The sequence below is a fragment of the Synechocystis sp. LEGE 06083 genome (assembly GCF_015207725.1).
Taxonomy (GTDB): domain Bacteria; phylum Cyanobacteriota; class Cyanobacteriia; order Cyanobacteriales; family Microcystaceae; genus Synechocystis; species Synechocystis salina.
Genome location: NZ_JADEWJ010000024.1, coordinates 1 through 23293, shown reverse-complemented (window position 1 = coordinate 23293; position 23293 = coordinate 1). Strand labels below are relative to the sequence as shown.

The following is a 23293-nucleotide window of genomic DNA, read 5'->3' as shown; positions in this document are numbered from 1 at the left end:
ATTGTTCTGTGGGGGGAATGGTAATGGCATAGGCATAGCCCTTGCCTGGTTCCAGGGTGCCCCTGAGATTAAGCTGATCGGTACCCTCAAAACTGAGTCTTTGGTAATGGCTTTCATCCTCCAGGCTGGCCAAACTATCAAAGGCCATGGCATTCCACACCTGGGCCAAGGGGCGCTGTTCAAATTCCGGTTCCCCTAACGAAGAAAGACTGACCATAGGCAAATGGTGATGGAAGCGGGCATTGACCAAATCATAAAAACTACGGCTACTGAGGCGCAATTGGTTCACCTGGGGAATCCAGCGTCGGCGATCGCCAGAATTATTTTGGGCAAAATCCCGGATCGCATCCCGATTCAAACCCTCCAGGGCATCCAACACCGCAATGGTCATGGCCATCCGCTCTTCTGGGGTGCCTAGGGTCGGAGGTCCATCATTATTGTTGCCGGTATTGTTGGTATTAGTGGTTATTTCCTCGGGGTCAATGTTTAACTGAAAAGCTAAACCATCATCCACTAGGGCTTGGAACCTTTGGGGAGAAATGCCCAAATTAAGCCGACGGGCCCGGATCTCATTTTTGATCTCCAAATCCGTTTTTTGCGGTGCATCATCCTCCGGTTTGTCTGGTGCCAAACTCTGCAATATGGCCCGTTGTTGACCCAGGAGCCATAACTGTCCAGCTCCCCAACCCATGGCCATGGCGATCGCCATCAATCCCAGCAAGATGAGTGATTTTTTCACCAGCCCCCTTAACCCATCGACTCGGACCATGGTTTTTATTGTGGTAGAAAAATGAAAGAGCCAGGGAGCTTGATGGGCCAAGGGTAGAGAGGGTTCCCCAGCCCCTTTGGTTAACAGGCCCACGTCACCGTTAGTAGCCTGGGCACTAGTGGACTTCGGGCTGAAACTAGCCACTGTGGGTAAAAATTTTTGCGGCAAATTGTTTAAATTGTCTGCCAAAGTAGGCAAATCCACCAGGGGAGGCCAACAGGAGCATTGCAATAGTAGTTGGCGAAATTCTGGACTAAGGGCAACGGAGGATAAAACTTCTTCCCCAAGGGCATTAGGATTCACGACCCCCGTCAGTAAGGCGATCGCCCCCAGGGCCAAATTGTGTAAATCTCTCCGGTCTTCCCCTGGGGTACCGCAGTAATACTGACTATGGCTAAAGTCCACCAACACTGGCAGGCCATCCACTCTCCGCCGCACCACCTGTTCTAGGCTAATCTGACCATGGCAAATTTTTTGGCTATGGAGATAGCACAATACAGGTAACAATTGACGGCACCATTGACGTACTTCCGATTCTGTAAAAGCCTTACCCTGATTGCGACGGCCCTTGAGCAAGTCCAAATAGGATTGCCCTTCGATAAAATCTTGGACTAGGTAAAGCTCTCTCCCCAGGGCAAAAAACTCTCGAAAATTAGCAATTTGGGGATGGTCGAGGGCGTAGAGTATTTCCGCCTGTTGCTTAAACGAATTACCAGCTTTGTCCCCAGGCAAGGAGGTCAAAACTGTGATGGTGCAAGGTTCGTCAAAGCGATGGGTGTCGTGGGCGAGGTATTGTTGACCAGGGGAACTGGTGCCTAAATGGAGTTGGATCAGGTAACGGTCATCGAGGCGTTGGCCCAGGGACAGGGATGGGGTCATTGGGGGAAGGAGAAAAGGTTATCCGGCCAATGGCACATCCTAGCTTAATTTGATGGTACAGGTTTGGCTTTTTGCCACCATTGAAAACGGGCGGCGGGAAACTGACGGTCTAGCAATACGGTGAGGGGGGAAAGCACAAATAGGGCCCAAAATAGGGCAGTGGGTAGGTAAAAGTAATATTGCAAAATTAGACTGACCATGGCGATTGCCGTGGCCCAGATTAAACGACCGGGACGAGCATTGGGAATGGAGCGGGGATCGGTGAGCATAAACAGGGCAAACACCAATAGACTGCCATTTTCCAGGTGGTGGAAACTAACCTCCGGGGGCCAACCCAACCAAGCGTTACGCAGTAAATCCAGCCCGGCATAGACCGCTAAAAACATTACCGATGTGTCCCAACTGCCCACTCTGCCCAACACCAACCCCCCAGCGGCCAGGAACATTGCCCCCAGCCAGAGGGTAGTGCCCCATTGCCCCGGGGAAACCCAGGCATCCCCCGTTAAAGTTAAAGCGGCAATAATGCCAAAGTTGGCCGGATTGAACCAATGTTTGCCCCAGGCTTGCAAGAGGAATTTACTGGCGATCGCCAAGGCCGCCGCTAACACCAACGTGGATAAATGGTTAGCCCGCAACAATAAACAAAGGCCCAAACCGGTGATTAAGGCACTTTTCCAACCCTGATGTCCCCAAAAACTTTGCCAGGTATGCCAGGAAAACCAACGCCCAAAATTACCCTGTTGATTGATGGTAAAAAGGCATTGCACTACTAAGGTTGTGGTCAAAATAACGGCGATCGCCAAAGGGGTCAAACTCCAGTCCCGCGCCAATATCCCCAAACTCAAAAAGCTACAGAGAAAAATAATCTGGTAATCCCGGGCATCACGGTGGGCAATGGTCATGGGGCACTCCTGGCAACGGCGACAAATTACGACCATTCTAGGCACAGGGGGCAAGGGCCATCGGGATTTGTAACGGTTTGTTATGATTCGCCGATTTTGTTAAGAAGTCCAACAAATGTCCCCATTCCTAACCAAACTTTAATGGCAGTTGCACACTATAGGAAAAGGCACACCATTAACGGAGCACCTCCCCATGGCTTTTAATACCACCAATCCCCTCATTCAGGTGGAAGACGACCGCACTGGTCTGAGCGTGGAAACCCTGAAGCGGGCCTTGGCCGACAACCTGTTTTATCTCCAGGGAAAATTTCCTGGCATTGCCACTAAACATGATTGTTATATGGCCCTGGCCTATACTATCCGCGATCGTTTGCTCCAACGGTGGTTGAATACGTCCCAAACCTATCTCAACTGCGACAATCGGGTGGTGGTCTACCTGTCGGCGGAATATCTTTTGGGGCCCCATCTGGGCAATAACCTCATCAATCTGGGGCTGTGGGAGCCGGTCAAACAGGCAGTGGAGGAGTCAGGATTAAACCTAGAAGAATTGATCAATATTGAAGAAGAGCCAGGGCTAGGTAACGGTGGTTTGGGTCGTTTAGCCGCCTGCTTTATGGATTCCCTCGCCACCCTGGAAATTCCGGCGATCGGCTACGGCATCCGCTACGAATTCGGTATTTTTGACCAGGAAATTGAAGATGGTTGGCAGGTGGAAATCACCGATAAATGGTTACAGCTAGGTAATCCCTGGGAAATTGCCCGCCCGGAGGCGGCTGTGTTGGTGAAACTGGGGGGCCATACAGAAAGCTACACCGATGAAAAGGGAGATTATCGAGTGCGGTGGATTCCGAACAATTTAGTCAAGGGCATTCCCTACGACACGCCAATTTTGGGTTACAAGGTCAGCACCGCCAACAATTTGCGGCTATGGAAGTCGGAAGCGGCGGAATCCTTCGATTTTCAGCGGTTCAACATGGGGGACTACTATGGCGCAGTGCAGAATAAGGTTACTTCAGAAAATTTAACGAAGGTTCTCTACCCAAACGATGAACAACTCCAGGGCAAGGAATTACGGTTAGCCCAGCAATACTTTTTTGTCTCCTGTTCTTTGCAGGACATGATCCGCATCCATTTAGCGGACAATCCTAGTCTGGAAAATTTCCATGAGCATTTCGCCGTACAACTCAATGACACCCATCCTTCCATTGGTGTAGCGGAACTGATGCGTTTGTTGGTGGATGAACACCATTACGAATGGGGCAAAGCTTGGAATATTACCCAGGCTACCTTTAGCTTCACTAACCATACTTTGTTGCCCGAAGCTTTGGAAAAATGGTCTTTGCCCTTATTTAGTCAGATGTTGCCCAGGCATTTGGAAATTATTTATGAAATTAACCAGCGGTTTCTGGATCAAGTGCGAATTAAATATCCCAACGACGGCGATCGCCTGGCCCAGCTATCCATTATTGACGAAGCTGGGGAAAAGTGGGTGCGGATGGCCTATCTGGCCACGGTGGGTTCCCACGCCATTAATGGGGTAGCGGCTTTGCATAGTCAGTTAATTAAGGAAACTATTCTCAAGGATTTTTACGAACTTTGGCCAGAAAAATTTAGCAACAAAACCAACGGAGTTACCCCCCGTCGTTGGCTGGTGCTCAGTAATCCCCGCCTGAGTAATTTAATTTCTTCCCGCATTGGCGAGGGCTGGATCAAAAATTTGGATGAGTTGAAGCAATTAGAACCCTTCGCTGACCTAGCTGGATTCCGCCAGGATTGGCGACAGGTAAAACGGGAAGTTAAACAGGATTTAGCCCACTACATCAAGGCGCAGAGCGATTTGGTTGTCAATCCCGATTCCCTGTTTGATGTGCAAGTAAAGCGCATCCACGAATATAAACGCCAACATCTGAATATTCTCCATGTCATTCATCTCTACTTGCAAATAAAAAATAACCCTAATTTAGAGATCTCTCCCCGCACGTTTATTTATGGTGGGAAGGCGGCCCCCGGTTACTTCATTGCCAAATTAATCATCAAGTTAATTAACGCCGTCGCTGAAGTGGTTAATAACGATCCCGCCATTGGCGATCGCCTCAAGGTGGTGTTTTTATCCAACTACAACGTTAAATTTGGCCAAAAAGTTTACCCCGCCGCTGATTTATCAGAACAAATTTCCACCGCTGGAAAAGAAGCTTCCGGTACGGGCAATATGAAATTTTCCATGAATGGAGCCTTAACCATTGGCACCTTAGACGGAGCAAATATTGAAATCCGAGAAGAAGTAGGGGCAGAGAACTTTTTCCTCTTTGGTCTTACTACTCCAGAAGTAGAAAAAACCTTGGCAGCAGGCTATCAACCCTGGGAATATTACAACAATCATCCCGACTTAAAAGCGGTGGTGGATTTAATCAATTCTGGCTTTTTCTCCCATGGAGATACGGAACTATTTCGTCCCTTGATGGATTCTTTATTTGGCCATGATCCTTACCTAGTTTTCGCTGATTTTCAAGCCTATGTGGATTGTCAGCATCAGGTGGGAGAAGCCTACAAAGATCAGGAAAATTGGTCTCGCATGGCCATTCTAAATGTGGCCCGCATGGGTAAATTTTCTTCGGATCGTACTATTCGGGAATATGCCGAGGATATCTGGGCCATCAAACCTGTTGTCATTGAACTAGAAGACCTTTGTCCTGATGGTCAATGCTTGTTAATTTCCCCTAATAAATAATTACCTAAACGTGTATCCACTTTATTGCTAAAATCTTCCCCTTAGCATCAGTTACATTTTGTTAACGGGGTGTTACCGTCCCCACAATCCTCGTTTATTTTCCAGATAAAGACAATTTTTATCACTGGATTGTGACCATTCCAGCATCACTATGGTTGATTCGATAATGGGAAAGCTGAGACGGCGATTTTTGTGGATAGCATTGAGCGTTTTATTGGTAGTTTGTCTGGGGATTTTTTCCCCCACTATTGCCCAAAGTCAACAATGGCGATCGCTCTCCAATGTGGTTTGGGGTAAGGATTTACCAGCTTTTAGCTATGCTTTTAACAAAACACCCCTAGTTCTTTATGACGGCGGCACCACTAAGCAGGTGGGAACCTATAACTTTCCCGTCAGTAAAGGCATGGCGGGGGTTTATATGAGCTTAGAGCCGGGGGCCATTAGGGAATTACACTGGCACGCCAACGCCGCCGAATGGGCCTATGTCATGGAAGGCCGCACCCGCATTACCCTCACCAGTCCCGAGGGCAAAGTGGAAATTGCCGACGTAGATAAAGGGGGACTCTGGTATTTTCCCCGGGGTTGGGGCCACAGCATTGAGGGTATTGGTCCCGGCACTGCCAAATTTTTGTTGGTGTTCAACGATGGCACCTTTTCCGAAGGGGCAACCTTTAGTGTTACGGATTGGCTTTCCCACACCCCGATCGCCTGGGTGGAAGAAAATTTAGGTTGGACGGCGGCCCAGGTGGAACAATTGCCCAAAAAACAGGTATATATTTCCTCCTATGGCCCGGCTCCTGGCCCCTTGGCCAGCGCGACTCTCCAGGGGCAAACGGCCAAAATTGAAGTTCCCCACACCCATAATCTCTTGGGGCAACAACCCCTAGTTTCCTTGGGTGGTAATGAATTAAGACTCGCCAGCGCTAAGGAATTTCCCGGCAGTTTTAACATGACTGGTGCTTTAATTCATTTGGAACCGGGGGCCATGCGTCAGCTCCATTGGCATCCCAACGCGGACGAGTGGCAATATATTCTCGATGGCGAAATGGATTTGACAGTTTTTGCTTCCGAGGGTAAAGCCAGTGTGAGTCGTCTCCAGCAGGGGGACGTGGGTTATGTGCCCAAGGGTTATGGCCATGCCCTCCGCAACAGTTCCCAAAAATCGTTGGATATTTTAGTGGTTTTCAATGATGGGGATTACCAGAGTATTGATCTAAGTAATTGGTTAGCCAGCAATCCTAGCTCGGTGTTAGGAAATACTTTCCAAATTTCACCAGAATTAACCAAACAATTACCAGTGCAAGACACAATTTTTTCTCTACCAACTCAAAAATAATTATTTATAAATACCAAGGGAGAGTAATGGCATGAAAATAGGAAGAATTATGGCTTATGCCCTAGTTGTGATTATTTTTGTGCTGTTTTTTTCTCTGGTAACTCCAGTCAGCTCTAAAATCGTTCCCACTATCCCTTTGCCTGGGGTTTGTAATGCCAAATTATCTCCCCTTACTATTAGTTGGCAGTTGCCGGCAGACGTGGAAGGGGAACTTAAGCAAACCAATTTCAATGTTGTACAACGGGCGGTGGATACCTTTGCCTGGCAGGAATTCATTGCCCTTAATTGGCCCGCTATGGTCGGCGATCGGGGGGTGGCGAACAAAAATTTAGCTATCAACGCTCCAGGGCCGAGGGTATGGGAAACCTGGAAAGAAACCAGTGAAGTTTATTTACCTAATGGGGGTGCACCAAAGCCATGGAATAGTAAGGAACCCTTGCCTAATGACTTAGTTGGTGACAGGACAACCAAAATTCTCTTTCGCCAAAGTAAGGTTGATGAAGTGCTTAACGACGACTTTCAACCCACTAAAGCGGATGGGGCCCTGCCGGGAACTTTGACTGATCAGTGGGGCAACGTGGTGCGTTACGAAATTCGCATGAATAAGGTGTTGTTTGATTATGTGATGGAAAATAAGCTTTACAACCCTGAACAACAGGCTCTTTTGCCCAAACTTAATGCCCCCGATGGCTCTATTTTGATTAAGGCTGCTTGGCGGGAGATTAACCCAGAAGAATCCAGCCGTTTCCACACAGTGCCGGCCTATGTGCAGAATTTAACCACCAAGGAATATCAACTACGCCAGGTGGGTTTGGTGGGTTTCCACATTATGTATAAAACCCCAAGTGCACCCCAGTGGATTTGGTCCACCTATGAACAAGTGGACAATGTCCCCGCCTTGAATCACAGTTCTTCCACCAATACAGTCTTTTCCCTCCATGGCGATCGGTGTGTCAATTGCCTAACTAATCAACAAACAGAACCAGGCATTCCCAATCAAGTTACCCGCAGAATCCCCATTCCCTCGCAAAATCCTGATTGCAGTCAACCCACTCAGGCGGTGGATAACATTGCGGAGCTTAATCGCCTTGTGCAACAAGGACTGGAGAATTCTGTTTGGAGCCATTACCAGTTAATCAATGCCCAATGGGCCACTCCCAAACCACCGACGGATAAAAGTCCTGACACTGTTTTTCACGTTCTACCAGCTTTACTGGGCAATACTACCCTAGAAACCTATATTCAGGACACCTCTTCCTGTATGGGGTGCCATTCCATTGCCCGCAGCAGCAATGGAAAAAAATTTGCTTCGGCGGATTTTAGCTTTACCTTTGCCGACGCCCTCCCGACTCAAATTGATCCCCAAGTTGTTTCTCCCCCCAACAAACCAATAACCACTTGGGACAATCAGCATTGGAATAGCATTCTGCGGGGTTATCAACTATCAACCCAAACCTATGAGCAAATACCGGAATTTGTGCCCATCGCCAAGCTCCATTGTGCCAGTTGTCATTTAAATGCCGGGGCTAATCCTAAGGCTTCTTCTTGGTTTGGGATGATGAAGAAATATCAATACCCAGGAACTGACCATTTACAAAAAAGAATCAATCTTTGTTTTGAGCATAGTCTGAACGGCAAACCTCTGCCCATTACCGCTGATAATCCCGATTTCCAAGCTTTTATCAGTTATATGCAGTGGTTGGATGAACAGGCCCAGGTACTGAACATAGATTTACCCAAAACTCCTTACCCTCCGATCGCCAAACTGGCAGGGAATCCAAAGCTGGGCCAGGCAATTTTTGAACAAAAATGTGCTTTTTGCCATGGTGCATTGGGGCAGGGTCGCTATGGCAGTGATACCTATTATCGCCCGGCCCTGTGGGGAGACCATTCTTTCAATCGCCAAGCAGGGATGGCTAGGATTAATACCCTAGCGGAATTTATCCACGGCAATATGCCCTATCAATTTGACGGAGCATTAACGGAGCAAGAAGCTTGGGATTTAGCCACCTATATTGATGGTCAACCAAGACCGGAGGGCCCTGGCTCACCACACAATTGATAATTGTAGCTATCTGAATTTTGTAATTACTAACTACTGCGTTATTGAGTTAGGATTAAGCAAGGAATATCAAGTGGAGATTACCTCTTGATTAGTCAGGCCACAGGTTAGCAAGCGCAGGCCGTATTCAATACCTTTTACCACCGCCTGTTAGGATGCTTCCAAAATATTGCCCGATACGCCCACAGTGGTCCAACGGCGATCGCCATTGCTGGATTCCACTAGCACACGGGTTTTGGCCGATGTGCCGCCCCCCCCATCTAAAATCCTTACCTTGTAATCGGTGAGGTGAAAATCGGCAATTTGGGGATAAAAACGGGTCAAGGCTTTACGCAGAGCTTGGTCTAGGGCTGACACAGGGCCATTGCCTTCCGCCACTTCCAGGATATTTTGCCCATTGACAGTTACTTTCACCGTGGCTAAAGCATTACGGTAAGCGGGGTTTTCCGCTGGGGTGAGCAGTTTCCAATGTACTTGGAAATCTTGCACTAAAAATAGGGGTTGGCGATCGCCCATGGCCTGGCGCATCAGCAGTTCAAAGCTGGCTTCCTCTGCTTCAAATTGGTAACCTTGCTGTTCTAGATCTTTGAGGGTTTCTAAAATGGCCCGGCAAGCCAAGTCTTGCTGATCTGTCGGCTAGAAAATCCTTTTCTACCTTCAATTTACCTATTTGCCGAAACAGTTCATTAATTTCTGCTTCCTTATCTGTTGATTTTTCTCCCTTACTTGTATTTGTATCCCCCCCAAAGATTTTGGCAGATTCTGACCCTGATTGGAAAAGTAAGATGGACTAGATTACTTCAGCAATGTGTCTTCTAGCGCGCACTTTCGCCTACCTTAACCGTATCGTATCATCAGCAGCATAGGCATTTTCCAACGAAGTCCGCTTAGTTGTAATCGGCACGAGGGCAGCTGCGTCGATTTTATTGACAATTAATGCATCCAGTGAGAGTAGCCCGGCACCATTGACAGCGAAAAAAAGGAAACAAGACGCATAAATTGCCGACAATTCTAGGTAAGGAATGCTGAGTCCCGCGACTAGAACATGATGATACATTGCCACTGCCATTGTGCTAAACAGAGCTAATGCCGCCGGACGGGTTAATAAACCAATCGCGACCAGAGGAGCTGCGGCTAATTCTGTAAAGGCCGCAAGGTAGCTGAAGAAAATAGGGAAAGGAAGTCCAATGACTTCGACATAGGCCCGGGAAAACCCTTCAATGTCAGCGAGCTTATCCAAGCCGTTGTGAATCATCATGAGACCGACCACGACTCGAAGCACGGTCCAAACCAGGTGAAACTTGATGTCTTGTTGTAGGCTCGGCTTGAGTAGCGATGTGACTAAAGAAAGTAAAGTCATAAAACAGCAAAAAATTTGATGAACAACAAATTGAGTTAAAAAATTTGATTATGAAAGTCCTTTGTACCTTGCTGTGATTCCAGACACCACACAACTAGACTCATCAGAATTACAAATCTTTACATTCAATGTAACGTAACGTAAAGAAGAATGCTACCTGATATGCCTTGGGAGAATGGGAGCGGGAACGGTAGTGATTTTCATGTTAGTGATGCTTGAAATGCAGAGCCAGCATGATTTGCAGCACATCTACCAGTTTCTTCTGATAATTCCCAATATTTCCGAAGACCAGCTTATAAGCTAAGTTCCGCCAACCAGTGCATGAAAATGCTGATTGATGAAATAATCTAGATCAACCTTCAGAGCAATCGCGTCTTGTCAATAAACCATAAAGATTGTCAATAATGTTGAGAACAAAGTCAACAAGAGGGGTGGTGGTGTCAAACTGATACAGAAATCTTTTCAAAAGTAAGAAATTCAGGGTCTATGCGATTGCCCTGGATCAACCTCTAGCCTGATTTTGCGTAGGAGTTGCACAACCGACAAATTCTTAAAAGCTTTTTGAGATTGCAAACGTAACACCATCAGATAGGCGTTCACCTTAATCAACAAGCCTGTATTGACCTTACCTCGAAGAAATGGAGAGGGAAGTTAAGCGGGGACAGGTGGTTGTGGGTAGAGGTAAAAATTATCCTCAAATTGAGATGGGGAAAGAAAACCAATGGTTGAATATAATCGTTGGCGGTTATAGAAAAACTCAATCCATTCAACGGTGGTGTTATCTATGTAGTGAAAGTCTAAAATAGATGGCAATCATGATAGGAGTAGAACTTCTGGACTATTCATATTACTTTCCCATAAAATTTACACATAGTAGAAATTATATAAACTTACACCATTGAATTGACTGATTGGGCTATGGGTAATCACGATAAAGGTAAATGTTCTTCCTGCCATCGTGGGGTTCATTGCATATTTCGAAGAATGGCAGCATCCACAATAAAAAACGAAAGTATTTATGCAAGAAATGCGGCAGGCAGTTTGTGAAAACCCCTATCAAACATTACATAAGCAAGCAAGAAATTGAATACATTGAACGAGGTCTTCTAGATCGAATATCTCTCAGGGGTCTGTCGAGAATGCTAGGAATATCAATTAAGTGGTTGCAGAATTATGTTAATAAGTTTTATCGCTCAATCTCTTTTGAAACAAGTGGTCTAACGTCTTGTGTTAATGGTTTGATTCTCGAATGTGATGAGTTATGGTCATTATAAATAACACTACCAAAAAGGGAAGATAGAATAGCAATAGTAAGAAGGGAGAATTTTCACCCTTAAAAAAATATAAATTAATGGGATATTTAAATTTAGTTATTTTAAAAAAATATGAGGTAAGAATAATAAAAATATCTACCAAATTCAGGAGTGTATTGTGATTTTTAATCGGGATAGGGATTAAATGTTGCCGTGGTGGTTCCCATCGGTTAGCTCCAAGGTGTCTCCGATCGCCGCGCCGGTATGATAGGCCGCCAAGAGGACGGGACAGGTTTTTCCCCAAGCAATATGGCCCTGATGATCCAAGGCGATCGCCCCTAGGTCAGTATTATTGTCCAAAGCTTCGGCGATGGATTTTTCCATGGCCTGGGCTAGATTTTGGCCGTCTTTGACCCGGATCACCACCTTGGCCGCCAAACACTCATTGATGATGTCTTCCCCCACTCCGGTGCAACTAACCCCAGCAAAACGGGTGGCATAGTTCCCCGCCGGCATAGCGGAATCACTCACCCGGCCAATGCGCTCTAACCCCTTGCCCCCAGTGGAAGTGCCCGCCGCGATTTTACCATTGCTGTCTAGGGCGACCACCCCGATCGTGCCTTTTCTGGCTTCAATGCCTGCGGTAGGATCGGCAATTAACCGAGCCATTTTTTTACGCACATCTTCCCCCCGTTCCTCCATCCATTCCTGAATGCGAAAGTCAGTGGCAGGATCGTAGATGGGTAGTTGCATTTCCCTGGCCAAATCCGCTGCGCCATAGTCAGACAAAATCCGGTCCGTTTGACCCTGCAAAAACTGGGCCATCTGGATCGGGTTTTTAATGCGGGAAACATTAATCACCCCACTAAAATTCTGGCGATCGCCGTCCATCAAAGAAGCACTCATGCGCACCTGGCCATCGGACTGGAGCACGGATCCAGTTCCAGCATTGAAACGGGGATTATTTTCCAGCAGTTCACAACCCTGCACCACTGCTTCCAGGGCACTGCCCCCCGCTGTTAACGTTTCATACACCGCCGCCACAATTTGATGCAGAGATTGGCGCACAGTGGCTAAGCCTCCCTTATCGTCGAGGGAACTGGCACCACCATGGATGATTAATTTGGGGGTCATAGAATTTATAGAATTTTAGGTAAAGGTGTGGGTGTTGGTCAGCCCAGCATTAACGAGTTGAAGATAGACCTGGAACTGTCGGTGACTATGGGTCACAGCCAAACAGAAAGACATATTCAAACTTCTAACTAAATATCCAAACGGCTATAAATTTCCGCCAGGTTACTCAAATGTTGTTGGGGGTCGAAGCATTGGTCAATTTCCTCCGGGGAAAGCAGGGTGGTTACTTGGCCATCGGCCCGGATTAACTTTTCAAAATCTCCCCCTTCCGTATTCCAGGCTTGGTGGGCGGAACCTTGCACAACGCGGTAAGCTTCCTCCCGGTTCATGCCTTTTTCCACTAGGGCCAACAGAACTTTTTGGCTGAAAATCACCCCGCCGTAAACGTTCATATTGCGTTTCATATTTTCGGGGTACACCAACAGATTTTTCACTAAATCCGTGGTTTCCTTGAGCATAAAATGGGTCAGAATACAGCAGTCGGGAAAGGCGACCCGCTCCACGGAACTGTGGGAAATGTCCCGTTCATGCCAGAGGGCGACATTTTCCAGGGCCGCCACTGCATGACCCCGGACTAGGCGAGCCATTCCTGTTAACCGCTCTGAACGGATGGGGTTGCGCTTGTGGGGCATGGCGGAGGAACCCTTCTGACCCTTGGAAAAATATTCCTCCACTTCCAACACATCGGTGCGTTGCAGGTTACGGATTTCCACAGCAAACCGCTCTAGGGAAGCGGCTAGCAGAGCCAATTGTTGTACGTATTCCGCATGGCGGTCCCGGGAAATAACTTGGGTGGAAGCAGTGTCCGGTTCCAATCCTAATTTCTGACAGGCGATCGCCTCCACTTTGGGGTCAATGTTGGCATAGGTACCCACCGCACCGGAAATTTTCCCTACCGCAATGGACTGGGCTACCCGCACCAAACGATCCCGATTTCTTAGCACTTCCGCCAACCAACCGGCCAATTTAAAACCAAAGGTGATGGGTTCAGCGTGAATGCCATGGGAACGACCCACCATGACGGTGTAACGATGTTGTTGGGCTTGGTAACGGATGGCCTGAATTAGTTTTTCCAACTGCTCTAAAATCAGGTCGAGGCTAGCCACTAACTGCAGTGCCAAGGCTGTGTCCAACACATCGGAACTAGTTAACCCCAAGTGAATATAACGCCCCGCATCTCCCACATACTCATTAACATTGGTCAAAAAGGCGATGACATCGTGACGTACTTCCGCCTCAATTTCCAACACCCGTTGGGGATCAAATTCGGCTTTGGCCTTGATTTCGTCCACCGCAGATTGAGGGATGTAACCCAACTCCGCCTGGGCTTCACAGACGGCAATTTCCACGTCTAGCCAGGTTTGTAGCTTGTAGGTATCCGTCCAAATTTTGCCCATTTCAGGCAGGGTGTAACGTTCGATCACAGGGCCAATTCTCCAAACAACCGCTTAATTTTACTATTTGGCGGCAACCATCGTCAGACATTGGCATTCCAACCAATGGGGCAAGGATGTTTTCCCCGGCTTTTTGTAACATAGAAAATATTGCATTTGTGCCATCCAGAGCAGGGCCTGTCCCCATGACCATAACCAGTTCTGCACCGATCCCTACCCAAGATCAAACCCTTGTGCTGCCCGGTCGTCACAGTTGGGAAGCTTTTAAGGCGATTCAAGCGGTGATGGAACAACAGCCAGGGCTAAGGATTGTCTATCTAGACGGAGTAATTGAGTTCATGACTCTGGGGGAATACCACGAATCAATCAAAAGTATGATTGCCATTTTGTTGGGTATTTATTTCTGGCAACGGGAAATTGAATTTATTCCGGTGGGTAGTGCCACCCGCGAATCGAAGGATGAATCTGTGTCTTTCGAGCCGGATGAGTCCTATTACCTCGGTGAAAAAAAAGCCCATCCCGATCTGGCCATTGAAGTTAATGTCAGCAGTGGCAGTGCTAAAAAACTGGAAAAATATCAACGGCTTGGCATTGGCGAAGTCTGGATGTGGCAAGACAAAAAGTTTTCCATCTATTTCCTGGATGGCGATCGCTACCAAACGGTTTCCAAAAGCCAACTGCTTCCAGATTTGGATATTGCCCTACTAGAAGAGTGTGTAATGATGTCTTCGCCGTTAGAAGCGATGCAAAAGTTTACCAGTCAACAAAAATAGGCGGCGATCGCCTGGATTAATTTTATATTTTGCCCAGAGCTAATTTTTCTTGGCAGATTTGCTTACTTCCAAAGGGCCATTCACCAGGCCGTTGAAGCCATAAATTTCCCGACTACCGGCATAGGCCACCAAGTTAACGGTTTTTTCGTCCCCCGGTTCAAAGCGCACCGCCGTTCCTGCGGGAATATCCAACCGCATACCCATCGCCAAATCTCGGTCAAATTGCAAAGCGGCATTAACTTCGTAGAAATGGTAATGGGAACCGACTTGAATAGGGCGATCGCCAGTGTTGGCCACATTGACGGTGCAGGTAGGGCGGCCAGCATTCAGTTCTAGGTAACCTTCGGGGGTGATGATTTCGCCGGGAATCATAGTGGCAATATGGTTAGTTGAGCTATGGGTATTAGTTGATTAGCTTAGGGCTGCTAAGCAAAAAACAAGATACTCCCCAACAGTACCCCTAAAAACATATCCGTGGCCATGGCATAGTTTTTTAAGCCTTAGTAACATCTTTCCGCACCGCCTTGAACATGCCAAAGCGACAAAGTCCCGTCCCAAAGGCAAGACGCATTAACAAAATAGTGGGCACTTCCCTTACAGATTTGACAAATCCAGGCAAGCCATATTGCAACCAGCCCTGGGGCCGGATAATGCCCTGCCAAATGGTGTCCAACCAAGCGGGGAGGGTGGGGACAGTCCAATCGGCGGTGGTGACGTGGCCATCCACTAACCCAGTGGCTTCCAGATTTTCCGCAAAACCTTCAATACTGGCAAAGGCTGGGTGGGACCATTGATCCAACAATTGCCTCATCACCGGTTTTTCCCAGAAATTGAGGGGCACTTGGCGATCGTCCCGCTGGTTCCAGTCCGCTACTACTAAAATGCCCCCTGGCTTGAGTACCCGCAGTAATTCCTTCGCAAAGACGGCTTTATCGGGCATATGGGGCCCCGCTTCCACTGACCACACCACGTCAAAGCTAGCGTCTGGGAAAGATAAGGCCATGGCATCGTCCACCGCAAACTTAGCTGACAGGCCTGCAGGGGTTAATTCTGTGGCTCGCTTAACCTGTTGGGGGCTAATGGTGATGCCCGTAACGTTAAAACCATAATCTTTGGCGAGAATACGACTGCTGCCACCAATGCCACAACCCACGTCCAACACGTTAGTTCCAGGGGGTAATGTATCTAGGCCGCCCCACTGGGCCATGGCGTGGACAAAATCGATTTTTGACTGGATGAAATCTTTAGCTACCGGGGGATTACCATAATGGCCGAGGTGGATATGGTCGCCCCAGTAATATTCCAAAATGCCGTCCTCCGTCCATTGGTCATAGGCGTTGGCCACGGAATCGGATGATTGATAGCCCCGGGCGGTGAATAAATATAATCCGGCGGCGATCGCCAGGGAGAGGGAAAAGAGGCCAGCGGGCAGAAGCAAAGACTCGGGCATGGAATAGTTAAAACAGCAGGGAAAGTTAAGTATTAATCTTGTTTAGGTTAACAAAGTTGGGCAGGGCCATGAATCGCTTCCAATCCATCCTTGGCCAAGACCAAGCCATTGCCTTACTACACCAGGCGATCGCCCAGGAGCGCATTGCCCCGGCCTATTTGTTGGTGGGCCCCGATGGGGTAGGCAAAAGTCTAGCTGCTAAGGCCTTTGGGGAAACCTTATTAATGGGATGGGAAGCTCAACCCAATCGCCAGGAACGTTTTTTTGCGGGCAATCACCCTGACCTCCTGAAAATAGAGCCAACTTTTCAACATCAGGGCAAACTATTAACCGCCCCCGAAGCCGAGCAAGCTGGGCTCAAACGACGGGCCGCTCCCCTGATCAGGGTCGAACAAATTCGAGAAATTAACCGTTTCCTCAGCCGTCCTCCCTTGGAAGCGGACAGAGCCGTCATCCTGATCGAAGAAGCCCAAGCCATGAATGAAGGGGCGGCCAATGCTTTACTAAAAACCTTGGAGGAGCCGGGGCGGGCCACTTTGATCCTGCTGGCCCCCAGCGTCGATGTCCTCCTACCCACCATTGTTTCCCGTTGCCAGCGCATTCCCTTTTATCGTTTGGGGGAAGATGACATGGCCAAAATTTTGCAAAGGCTAGGCCGTCAGGAAATCCTTAATCACCCTGAACTGTTGGCGATCGCCCAGGGCAGTCCTGGCATTTTGTTTGAAGCTTGGGAACAGATGCAGAGTATCCCCGCTGAACTGCGGCAAAAGTTAATTCAGCCCCCCGCCGATCCCCTGGCAGCCTTTGATTTAGCCAAACTGGTGGACAATAACCTCGACAATGGTGCCCAACTTTGGTTGGTAGACTATCTGCAATACCATTACTGGCAGAGCTACGGCCAACGGCAATGGCTAGAAATTTTGGAGAAAGCCCGTCGGTATCTGGCCGCCTACGTCCAACCCCGCCTCGTGTGGGAAGCGACTTTTCTGGCCCTCCATCGTCTGTCATCTTCCGGCGATCATCGCCAATAATCAAGATTGTTCCCTTTGAACGGTTCCAATGCCAAACCTCCCTGACAATGGGAGCAAAACGGGCCAAAAATACGTTTAGTCCGGGAAAGACGGTATCCTATGCTACATAATTGTTTCTTAACCTGCTCGTAGTATGGGGTCTTATTTGTTTCCGGCGAACCTACTCTCGGAAATACCTTCCCTTGTTGACCTAAATAAACTGCGGATAAAAACTTTTTAAGAGCACTGTTTCCGCCCAATTAACTCCTCTCCACCAGCCAACAAGCATATTTAGAATCCTTACGAGGTAATAATTTTTCGCGTATGACTAACCCTTTTGGAAGACGTAAATTTTTGCTGTATGGATCAGCAACCCTAGGCGCCAGTCTATTGCTCAAAGCCTGTGGTGGTGGGACAGAACCGACCACTGAACCCACCGGCACCCCCACCGAAGGAACGGCCCCCACCGGGGAACCAGTCAAAGTTGGTTTACTCCACTCCCTCAGTGGCACCATGGCCATCAGTGAAACCACCGTAGTGGAAGCGGCGGAACTGGCGATCGAGGAAATTAATGCGGCCGGTGGAGTTTTGGGTAGGCCCATTGAAGCCATCAAAGAAGATGGTGCTTCCGATTGGCCCACCTTTGCGGAAAAAGCAGCGAAGTTGATTGACCAAGACAAGGTAGTTAACGTCTTTGGTTGTTGGACTTCTGCTAGCCGTAAAGCGGTACTGCCCGTATTTGAAGCTAAAAACCACATGCTTTGGTACCCGGTACAGTACGAAGGTCAGGAATGTTCGAAAAACATTTTCTACACCGGTGCTGCCCCCAACCAACAAATTGAACCGGCAGTGGATTGGCTGTTGGAAAACAAAGGGAATAAGTTCTTCCTGGTGGGTTCCGATTACGTTTTCCCCCGCACTGCTAACACCATCATTAAAGAGCAGTTAAAGGCCAAAGGTGGCGAAACCCTTGGGGAAGATTACCTGCCCCTAGGCAACACCGAAGTTACCCCCATCATCACCAAAATCCGAGAAGCTCTGCCCGATGGTGGCGTAATTTTCAACACCCTCAATGGGGACAGTAACGTTGCCTTCTTCAAACAGATCCAAGCCGCTGGTTTGACCCCCGACAAATATCCGGTTATGTCCGTGAGTGTGGCGGAAGAGGAAGTACGGCAAATTGGTAAGGAGTATCTGCTCGGTCAGTATGCTTCTTGGAACTACTTCCAAAGCGTGGATACCCCCGCTAACCAGAAGTTTGTAGCGGCCTTTAAAGCCAAGTATGGCGAAGACAGGGTGACCAATGACCCCATGGAAGCGGCCTATATTTCCGTTTACCTCTGGAAAGCAGCGGTGGAAGCGGCCGGCGATGTAGGGGAAACCCCCGAAGGGCTAGAAAAAGTCCGGGCGGCGGCGATCGGTCAAACCTTTGATGCCCCGGAAGGCATGGTGACCATGCAACCCAACCACCACATTTCCAAAACTGTCCGCATTGGGGAAGTCAATGACGAAGGTCAGTTCACCATTGTTTGGTCTAGTGAAGGCCCAGTTGATCCCATCCCCTGGAACCAGTTCGTACCGGAAACCAAGGGTTTCACCTGTGATTGGACCCGCACCGATGTGGAAAACCCCGGTAAGTTCAAAGCCAGCTAAGGTAGCATCGTTTTTAACCGAGTAAATAGCTATAACACTGCTCACTGTTTGATGGTTTGAGTTATTAGGGCCATTGGCTACATTGATTTCCCCCTGACGGGATTTGAATGGGTCAGTGGCTTTTTCTTGCTCCATTGAGGGTGATTAGGTCAAGATAGGCCCTACGTTTATTCTCCTTGGCACCCATGGCTAAAGCCCGGACAAAGTTTGTTTGCTCTGCCTGTGGAGCCGACCATGCCCAATGGTTTGGCCGTTGTCCTAAATGCCATGAGTACGGCACTCTCCAGGAAGAGGTGGTCAATGCCGTTTCTAGCGGTACCAATCGCCGCAGTTTAGGGGCGCAAAAATCCAGTTCTGCCAGGGTCAAAATAGGTCAACCCCAGGCGGCTTTAACGTTTTCTCAAATTCACCAGGAAAATCAAGGGCGTTTTCCCTCTGGCTATGGTGAGTTAGACCGGGTTTTGGGGGGAGGCATTGTGCCTGGGGCGTTAATTTTAATTGGGGGAGATCCGGGCATTGGCAAATCGACTTTGTTACTGCAAGTGGCTTTCCAGTTAGCCACCCGTTTACCGAGGATTTTATACGTTTCAGCGGAAGAATCGGGACAACAAATCAAGCTCCGGGCCACCCGTTTAGGTATTACCCAAACTGTCAACGCTAGTGACGGCACAATGGCAGAGGCAAACCTCCCCCATGACGGCAATTTATTTGTTTTACCAGAAACTAATTTGGAGGATATTTTGCGGGAGTTGGAAGCCCTGCAACCCCAGGTGGCCATTATTGACAGTATTCAAAATTTATATTTTCCAGCCCTTAGTTCAGCCCCTGGTTCCGTTTCCCAAGTGCGGGAATGTACGGGTCTGTTAATGCAACTGGCCAAACGGGATCACATTAGTTTATTTATTGTGGGCCATGTCACAAAGGAAGGGGCGATCGCCGGGCCGAAGGTGCTGGAGCATTTGGTGGACACGGTGTTATATTTCCAGGGCGATCGGTTTGCATCCCATCGTTTACTCAGATCAGTTAAAAATCGTTTTGGTGCGACCCAAGAAATTGGCATTTTTGAAATGGTGCAGTCGGGGCTGCAGGAAGTGCTCAATCCGTCCCAATTGTTTTTGGGCAGTCGGGAAGAATTTATGTCCGGCACTGCCATTACGGTGGCCTGTGAAGGAACTAGACCCCTGGTGGTGGAGTTACAGGCCTTGGTTAGTCCCACCAGTTATGCTTCCCCCCGGCGATCAACTACAGGGGTGGATTACAATCGCCTTTTGCAAGTTCTTGCCGTACTGGAAAAACGTCTGGGGGTACCCCTTTCTAAATTAGATGCTTACCTGTCCGTGGCGGGGGGTCTGGAGGTGGAAGAGCCGGCGGTGGATTTGGCCATGGCGATCGCCTTGGTGGCCAGTTTTCGGGACCGGGTGGTGGATCCAACCATGATTATTTTGGGGGAAATTGGTTTAGGGGGTCAAATTCGCCCCGTTTCCCAGCTAGAAATTCGTTTAAAGGAAGCGGCCAAGCTCGGTTTTAAAAAAGCCATTGTCCCTAAAGGTCAAACAGGGATTGAATCCGCTGGCATCAAGCTCATCCCTGTCGGTAAAGTCTTTGCGGCGATCGCCGTTGCCCTACCAGCCAATGAAGACACTAGTACGAATAAGGAGATGTCAATAAAATCTGAAACTCCGCCCCATCTCCCCGCCATCAAGTGATCCACGGGGTCAATTAACTCCAGATTTTACTGTTTTTTAACAGCCATCAAATCGCAGGCAAATCTAATCTAATGTTTGACAGGCTGTCTGGGGTAATTTATTAACGATAAACCTAAAATAAGTTAATTGTTCTGTTCGTTATCCTGAAAGACCCCGATGAAAGCAATCGCCTTTGTGGCCAGTGTTTTTCTTACCGCCGTTCCTCTGAGTTTGCCCGTTTTAGCTGGCAACGAAGATCCCCTCTTTATCAGAAAAATGGGTTTAAAACCCTGTCCTGAAGGACGGCGTTAATTGGCAGGTGCAAGTTTTACACACAAAATATCATGTGTAAGCTAAAATTTGGGTATGTTAACTATGACCTACGCTTACAAGCTGAAACCAACTCCACAACAAGTGTTAGACATAGAGGAAAACCTCAATGTCTGTCGCAAAGTGTGGAACTATGCCCTGCGAGAACGCAAGGATTGGTGTGCTTCTCGTAAGTCTCCGGTTAATGCTTGCTCAATTCGAGGTGAATACATTCTCTGTGCGGACGAACCCTTTCCTGATTACCGTGTCCAAGCAAAACGCTTGACAGAGGCGAGAAAACACATTCCTGAATTAGCTAACACCCATTCCCAAATACTTCAACAAACCTTAAGGCAGTTGGAGCGGGCTTGGGATGATATGCACAAAAGAGGTTTTGGTTTTCCTCGCTTTAAAAAGCGGCACAATCTGCGTTCATTTGTCTTCCCTCAGTTAGGGAAAAACCCGGTGTCCGCAGAAGGGCTCAAACTTCCGAAAATTGGCATAGTGGCGTGGTACTATTCCCGTCCTATTCCTGAAGGTTTTGGGGTGAAACAGGCAAGGGTGGTCAGAAAAGCATCGGGCTATTTTGCCATGCTTACTCTGCAATTGGATGTAAGTATTCCTGATGTGCCTTTCCACGGCCATCCCATCGGTGTTGATGTGGGATTGGAATATTTCCTGTCCACATCCGACGGTGTACAGGTAAAACGTCCCCGTTTCTTCGGTGAACTTCAACGTCAGCTTAAATTGCTACAACGAAGGCTCAAAACTAAGCAAAGGGGAAGTGCCAATGAGGCTAAACTCCGTCGAAAAATAGCAAGACTTCATGAAAGAATTGCTGATACCCGTAAGGATTGGCATTTTAAGTTAGCTCACCAGTTGTGTGACCAGGGAGACTCCATTTTTGTAGAAGATTTAGACTTCCGCATCACGGCTAAAGGAATGCTGGGAAAGCACACTCTCGATGCTGGACTAGGACAATTTGTTAATCAGATTTTGCCTTGGGTCTGTTTTCAAAGAGGAGTCTTTTACGGCAAGGTAGACCCCAAAGGGACAAGTCAACAATGTCCTGATTGTGGGGCTAGGGTCTCAAAGGACTTGAGTCTGAGAATACACCACTGTCCTGAATGTGGCTCGATTAAACCTAGGGATATTGTCGCCGCTCAAGTAATTTGTACCCGTGGGCAACGGGGAATAGAAAATGTCTGTGGAGTCGAGGTAACGGGGATTCTGGTAACAGGGTCTAGTCAACTGGCTATGAAGCAGAAAACCTAGATTGTGAGGTCTAGGAATCCCCCGGCTTTAGCCGGGTTGGAGGATGTCAACTGCTGTCTCACACTGATCTGCTAGTCGCCATAACGCTATTACTGATTAGTGTCTATGCTTATTCTTCATAGTTAAATTTTTTGTCATATATGGCCTTATTTACCATTAAATTTGTCGTGTCTAACTTCCGATTTCTAATATTAATTATTAAATTATGAAACGGGTTATTCAATTATTTCCTTGGCGACGGACATTTATTCAACGAACACCAGGACTGGAACATTTTTCCCGTTCTCTTGACGGAGATACCATTATTCGTTTGTACCTTGATTCACCAACGGACTTATTGATGCCTTTTGAGCGTTTCCCAACAAATTATAATTATGATGAAATAAACTCCTTGGTGTTTAATCTTGATAAGGACCTTGTTAACTATCTTTTTAGCTGCCTAACAGAATTTGAAAATGATGAGTTTATTCTCCAGTTTACTCTCGCCAAGCAATCTCCTCCTGAAACAAATTTTTCTGAAAAAATTTTATGTATTGTCATTCATCGTTATTTTTCTTATCTAGAAAATATTCGCTGGCAAAACCTACAACAACTAGCCCGTGACGCTATTTTACTCGGATTTGCTGGGACAGGAACTTTAGCTCTATCTATTTTATTAGAATCACAGACTGTACCCCAAGATATCAAAATTGCTTTTTCCCTGGTTAATCAAGGCGTGACTGTATTTAGCTGGCTCACAATTTGGGAAGCCTTAGCCAACGCTCTGTGGAATTGGCGTCCTTTATATCAGCAAATGAAGATTTGTCAAAGATTGCAAAATGCTCGTTGTGAACTCAAAAATGCGTAGAATAAAGAAGACATGCATGAAGCTGATAACCTAAAATCTAATTAAAAGCGTTAGTATCATTCTTTAATAAAACCTAGTCTTGCCCATCTTTAATTTATATATTATTCAATAATAATGACTTTATCTCCTGATTTGATGCCGATTAATACTGAATCACAAACTCTTATTTCCTCAACAGACCTTGACTGGACAAGCAAGGAGTCAATTCTGACCCGAGCCTATCTGATTGGCGAACGCATTGCCATCAAAAACATTGAGGTGCAAGACCCCCTAGCTACTAATCCTCTAATCCTTCGGACTGGGGCAGATGGATGTGCCGTTTTGTTGCGCTACGGTGTTGTGGTGATATTTAATTGTACTGAGTCGGAAGAATTAGAATTTCTACATCAAATTAATCCTCATGTTCAAGAATCTTTTCCCGAAAAACTTTTAGAAGTCTTGCCAATGATTATCCGTCCAAATGTTAAAGAACGG

The 23293-nt window shown here is 47.5% G+C and carries 17 protein-coding genes and 2 pseudogenes; 11 read left to right on the top strand and 8 right to left on the bottom strand.

The features are described from left to right. A partial coding sequence (locus IQ219_RS03365; RefSeq protein WP_194071712.1) for a protein kinase occupies positions 1-1648 on the bottom strand: 1648 nt, incomplete at its 3' end. Between the two features lie 44 nt (positions 1649-1692). After that, positions 1693-2586, bottom strand: a complete 894-nt coding sequence (locus tag IQ219_RS03360) for a Na+-translocating NADH-quinone reductase subunit B (protein ID WP_228016684.1) — start codon at positions 2584-2586, stop codon at positions 1693-1695. Positions 2587-2743: 157 nt separating this feature from the next. Between IQ219_RS03360 and IQ219_RS03355 the strand changes: the two genes are divergently transcribed. From IQ219_RS03355 to IQ219_RS03345, 3 genes are all read left to right on the top strand, one after another. Continuing rightward, the gene (locus IQ219_RS03355) at positions 2744-5278 is read left to right on the top strand and encodes a glycogen/starch/alpha-glucan phosphorylase (RefSeq protein WP_194071711.1); all 2535 of its coding nucleotides are present in this window, start codon (positions 2744-2746) and stop codon (positions 5276-5278) included. Between the two features lie 151 nt (positions 5279-5429). Continuing rightward, on the top strand, positions 5430-6614 hold the full coding sequence (locus tag IQ219_RS03350) for a cupin domain-containing protein (RefSeq protein WP_194071709.1): 1185 nt from the start codon (positions 5430-5432) through the stop codon (positions 6612-6614). Between the two features lie 49 nt (positions 6615-6663). Continuing rightward, a complete protein-coding gene (locus IQ219_RS03345) occupies positions 6664-8676 on the top strand; it encodes a c-type cytochrome (RefSeq protein WP_228016683.1) in 2013 nt (670 codons plus the stop codon). Positions 8677-8745: 69 nt separating this feature from the next. Here the strand turns inward: IQ219_RS03345 and IQ219_RS03340 are convergent. The 4 genes and pseudogenes from IQ219_RS03340 to purB all read right to left on the bottom strand — a co-directional run. Next, positions 8746-9306: pseudogene (locus IQ219_RS03340) on the bottom strand (alpha-isopropylmalate synthase regulatory domain-containing protein); the annotation flags it as partial. A 202-nt stretch (positions 9307-9508) separates the two neighbouring features. Further along, positions 9509-10036, bottom strand: coding sequence for a DoxX family protein (locus IQ219_RS03335; RefSeq protein WP_194018613.1), 528 nt, complete (start codon positions 10034-10036; stop codon positions 9509-9511). A 1454-nt stretch (positions 10037-11490) separates the two neighbouring features. Further along, positions 11491-12423: an isoaspartyl peptidase/L-asparaginase gene (locus IQ219_RS03330; protein WP_194071707.1), complete on the bottom strand. Its 933-nt coding sequence runs from the start codon at positions 12421-12423 to the stop codon at positions 11491-11493. Positions 12424-12551: 128 nt separating this feature from the next. After that, the gene (purB, locus tag IQ219_RS03325; RefSeq protein WP_194071706.1) at positions 12552-13847 is read right to left on the bottom strand and encodes an adenylosuccinate lyase; all 1296 of its coding nucleotides are present in this window, start codon (positions 13845-13847) and stop codon (positions 12552-12554) included. A gap of 155 nt (positions 13848-14002) precedes the next feature. Here purB and IQ219_RS03320 point away from each other — a divergent pair, with 155 nt between their 5' ends. Continuing rightward, positions 14003-14590 (top strand): Uma2 family endonuclease, encoded by a 588-nt coding sequence (locus tag IQ219_RS03320; protein ID WP_194071705.1) that lies wholly within the window; start codon positions 14003-14005, stop codon positions 14588-14590. 39 nt (positions 14591-14629) lie between these two features. Here the strand turns inward: IQ219_RS03320 and ureB are convergent, their stop codons facing one another. Next, complete coding sequence (gene ureB, locus IQ219_RS03315) at positions 14630-14971, bottom strand: urease subunit beta (RefSeq protein ID WP_368667558.1); 342 nt, start codon at positions 14969-14971, stop codon at positions 14630-14632. A 112-nt stretch (positions 14972-15083) separates the two neighbouring features. Continuing rightward, entirely contained in the window at positions 15084-16040 is a 957-nt protein-coding gene (locus IQ219_RS03310; protein WP_194071703.1) for a methyltransferase domain-containing protein, read from the bottom strand. 68 nt (positions 16041-16108) lie between these two features. On the opposite strand from IQ219_RS03310, the gene IQ219_RS03305 reads away from it, so the two are divergent. The 7 genes and pseudogenes from IQ219_RS03305 to IQ219_RS03280 form a co-directional block, all read left to right on the top strand. Then, a complete protein-coding gene (locus IQ219_RS03305; protein ID WP_194071702.1) occupies positions 16109-17071 on the top strand; it encodes a DNA polymerase III subunit delta' in 963 nt (320 codons plus the stop codon). Positions 17072-17374: 303 nt separating this feature from the next. After that, positions 17375-18703 (top strand): urea ABC transporter substrate-binding protein, encoded by a 1329-nt coding sequence (gene urtA / locus IQ219_RS03300; protein WP_190599318.1) that lies wholly within the window; start codon positions 17375-17377, stop codon positions 18701-18703. Between the two features lie 185 nt (positions 18704-18888). Then, positions 18889-20409, top strand: a complete 1521-nt coding sequence (gene radA, locus IQ219_RS03295; protein ID WP_194071701.1) for a DNA repair protein RadA — start codon at positions 18889-18891, stop codon at positions 20407-20409. 156 nt (positions 20410-20565) lie between these two features. Then, a complete protein-coding gene (locus IQ219_RS20340) occupies positions 20566-20700 on the top strand; it encodes a hypothetical protein (protein ID WP_255512799.1) in 135 nt (44 codons plus the stop codon). 63 nt (positions 20701-20763) lie between these two features. Further along, positions 20764-21972 (top strand): transposase, encoded by a 1209-nt coding sequence (locus IQ219_RS03290; RefSeq protein ID WP_228016682.1) that lies wholly within the window; start codon positions 20764-20766, stop codon positions 21970-21972. A 205-nt stretch (positions 21973-22177) separates the two neighbouring features. Continuing rightward, positions 22178-22819: a hypothetical protein gene (locus IQ219_RS03285; RefSeq protein ID WP_194071700.1), complete on the top strand. Its 642-nt coding sequence runs from the start codon at positions 22178-22180 to the stop codon at positions 22817-22819. 114 nt (positions 22820-22933) lie between these two features. Continuing rightward, positions 22934-23293, top strand: a pseudogene (locus tag IQ219_RS03280) (hypothetical protein); the annotation flags it as partial.

Bases quoted from the DNA above. Each gene is read 5' to 3' on its own strand.
- IQ219_RS03345 (WP_228016683.1), top strand. From the start codon at position 6,664: ATGGCTTATGCCCTAGTTGTGATTATTTTTGTGCTGTTTTTTTCTCTG.
- IQ219_RS03330 (WP_194071707.1), bottom strand. From the start codon at position 12,423: ATGACCCCCAAATTAATCATCCATGGTGGTGCCAGTTCCCTCGACGAT.
- IQ219_RS20340 (WP_255512799.1), top strand. From the start codon at position 20,566: ATGAAAGCAATCGCCTTTGTGGCCAGTGTTTTTCTTACCGCCGTTCCT.
- IQ219_RS03335 (WP_194018613.1), bottom strand. From the start codon at position 10,036: ATGACTTTACTTTCTTTAGTCACATCGCTACTCAAGCCGAGCCTACAA.
- urtA (WP_190599318.1), top strand. From the start codon at position 17,375: ATGACTAACCCTTTTGGAAGACGTAAATTTTTGCTGTATGGATCAGCA.
- IQ219_RS03310 (WP_194071703.1), bottom strand. From the start codon at position 16,040: ATGCCCGAGTCTTTGCTTCTGCCCGCTGGCCTCTTTTCCCTCTCCCTG.
- IQ219_RS03320 (WP_194071705.1), top strand. From the start codon at position 14,003: ATGACCATAACCAGTTCTGCACCGATCCCTACCCAAGATCAAACCCTT.
- radA (WP_194071701.1), top strand. From the start codon at position 18,889: ATGGCTAAAGCCCGGACAAAGTTTGTTTGCTCTGCCTGTGGAGCCGAC.
- IQ219_RS03350 (WP_194071709.1), top strand. From the start codon at position 5,430: ATGGTTGATTCGATAATGGGAAAGCTGAGACGGCGATTTTTGTGGATA.
- IQ219_RS03360 (WP_228016684.1), bottom strand. From the start codon at position 2,586: ATGGTCGTAATTTGTCGCCGTTGCCAGGAGTGCCCCATGACCATTGCC.
- IQ219_RS03305 (WP_194071702.1), top strand. From the start codon at position 16,109: ATGAATCGCTTCCAATCCATCCTTGGCCAAGACCAAGCCATTGCCTTA.
- IQ219_RS03290 (WP_228016682.1), top strand. From the start codon at position 20,764: ATGACCTACGCTTACAAGCTGAAACCAACTCCACAACAAGTGTTAGAC.
- IQ219_RS03285 (WP_194071700.1), top strand. From the start codon at position 22,178: ATGAAACGGGTTATTCAATTATTTCCTTGGCGACGGACATTTATTCAA.
- IQ219_RS03355 (WP_194071711.1), top strand. From the start codon at position 2,744: ATGGCTTTTAATACCACCAATCCCCTCATTCAGGTGGAAGACGACCGC.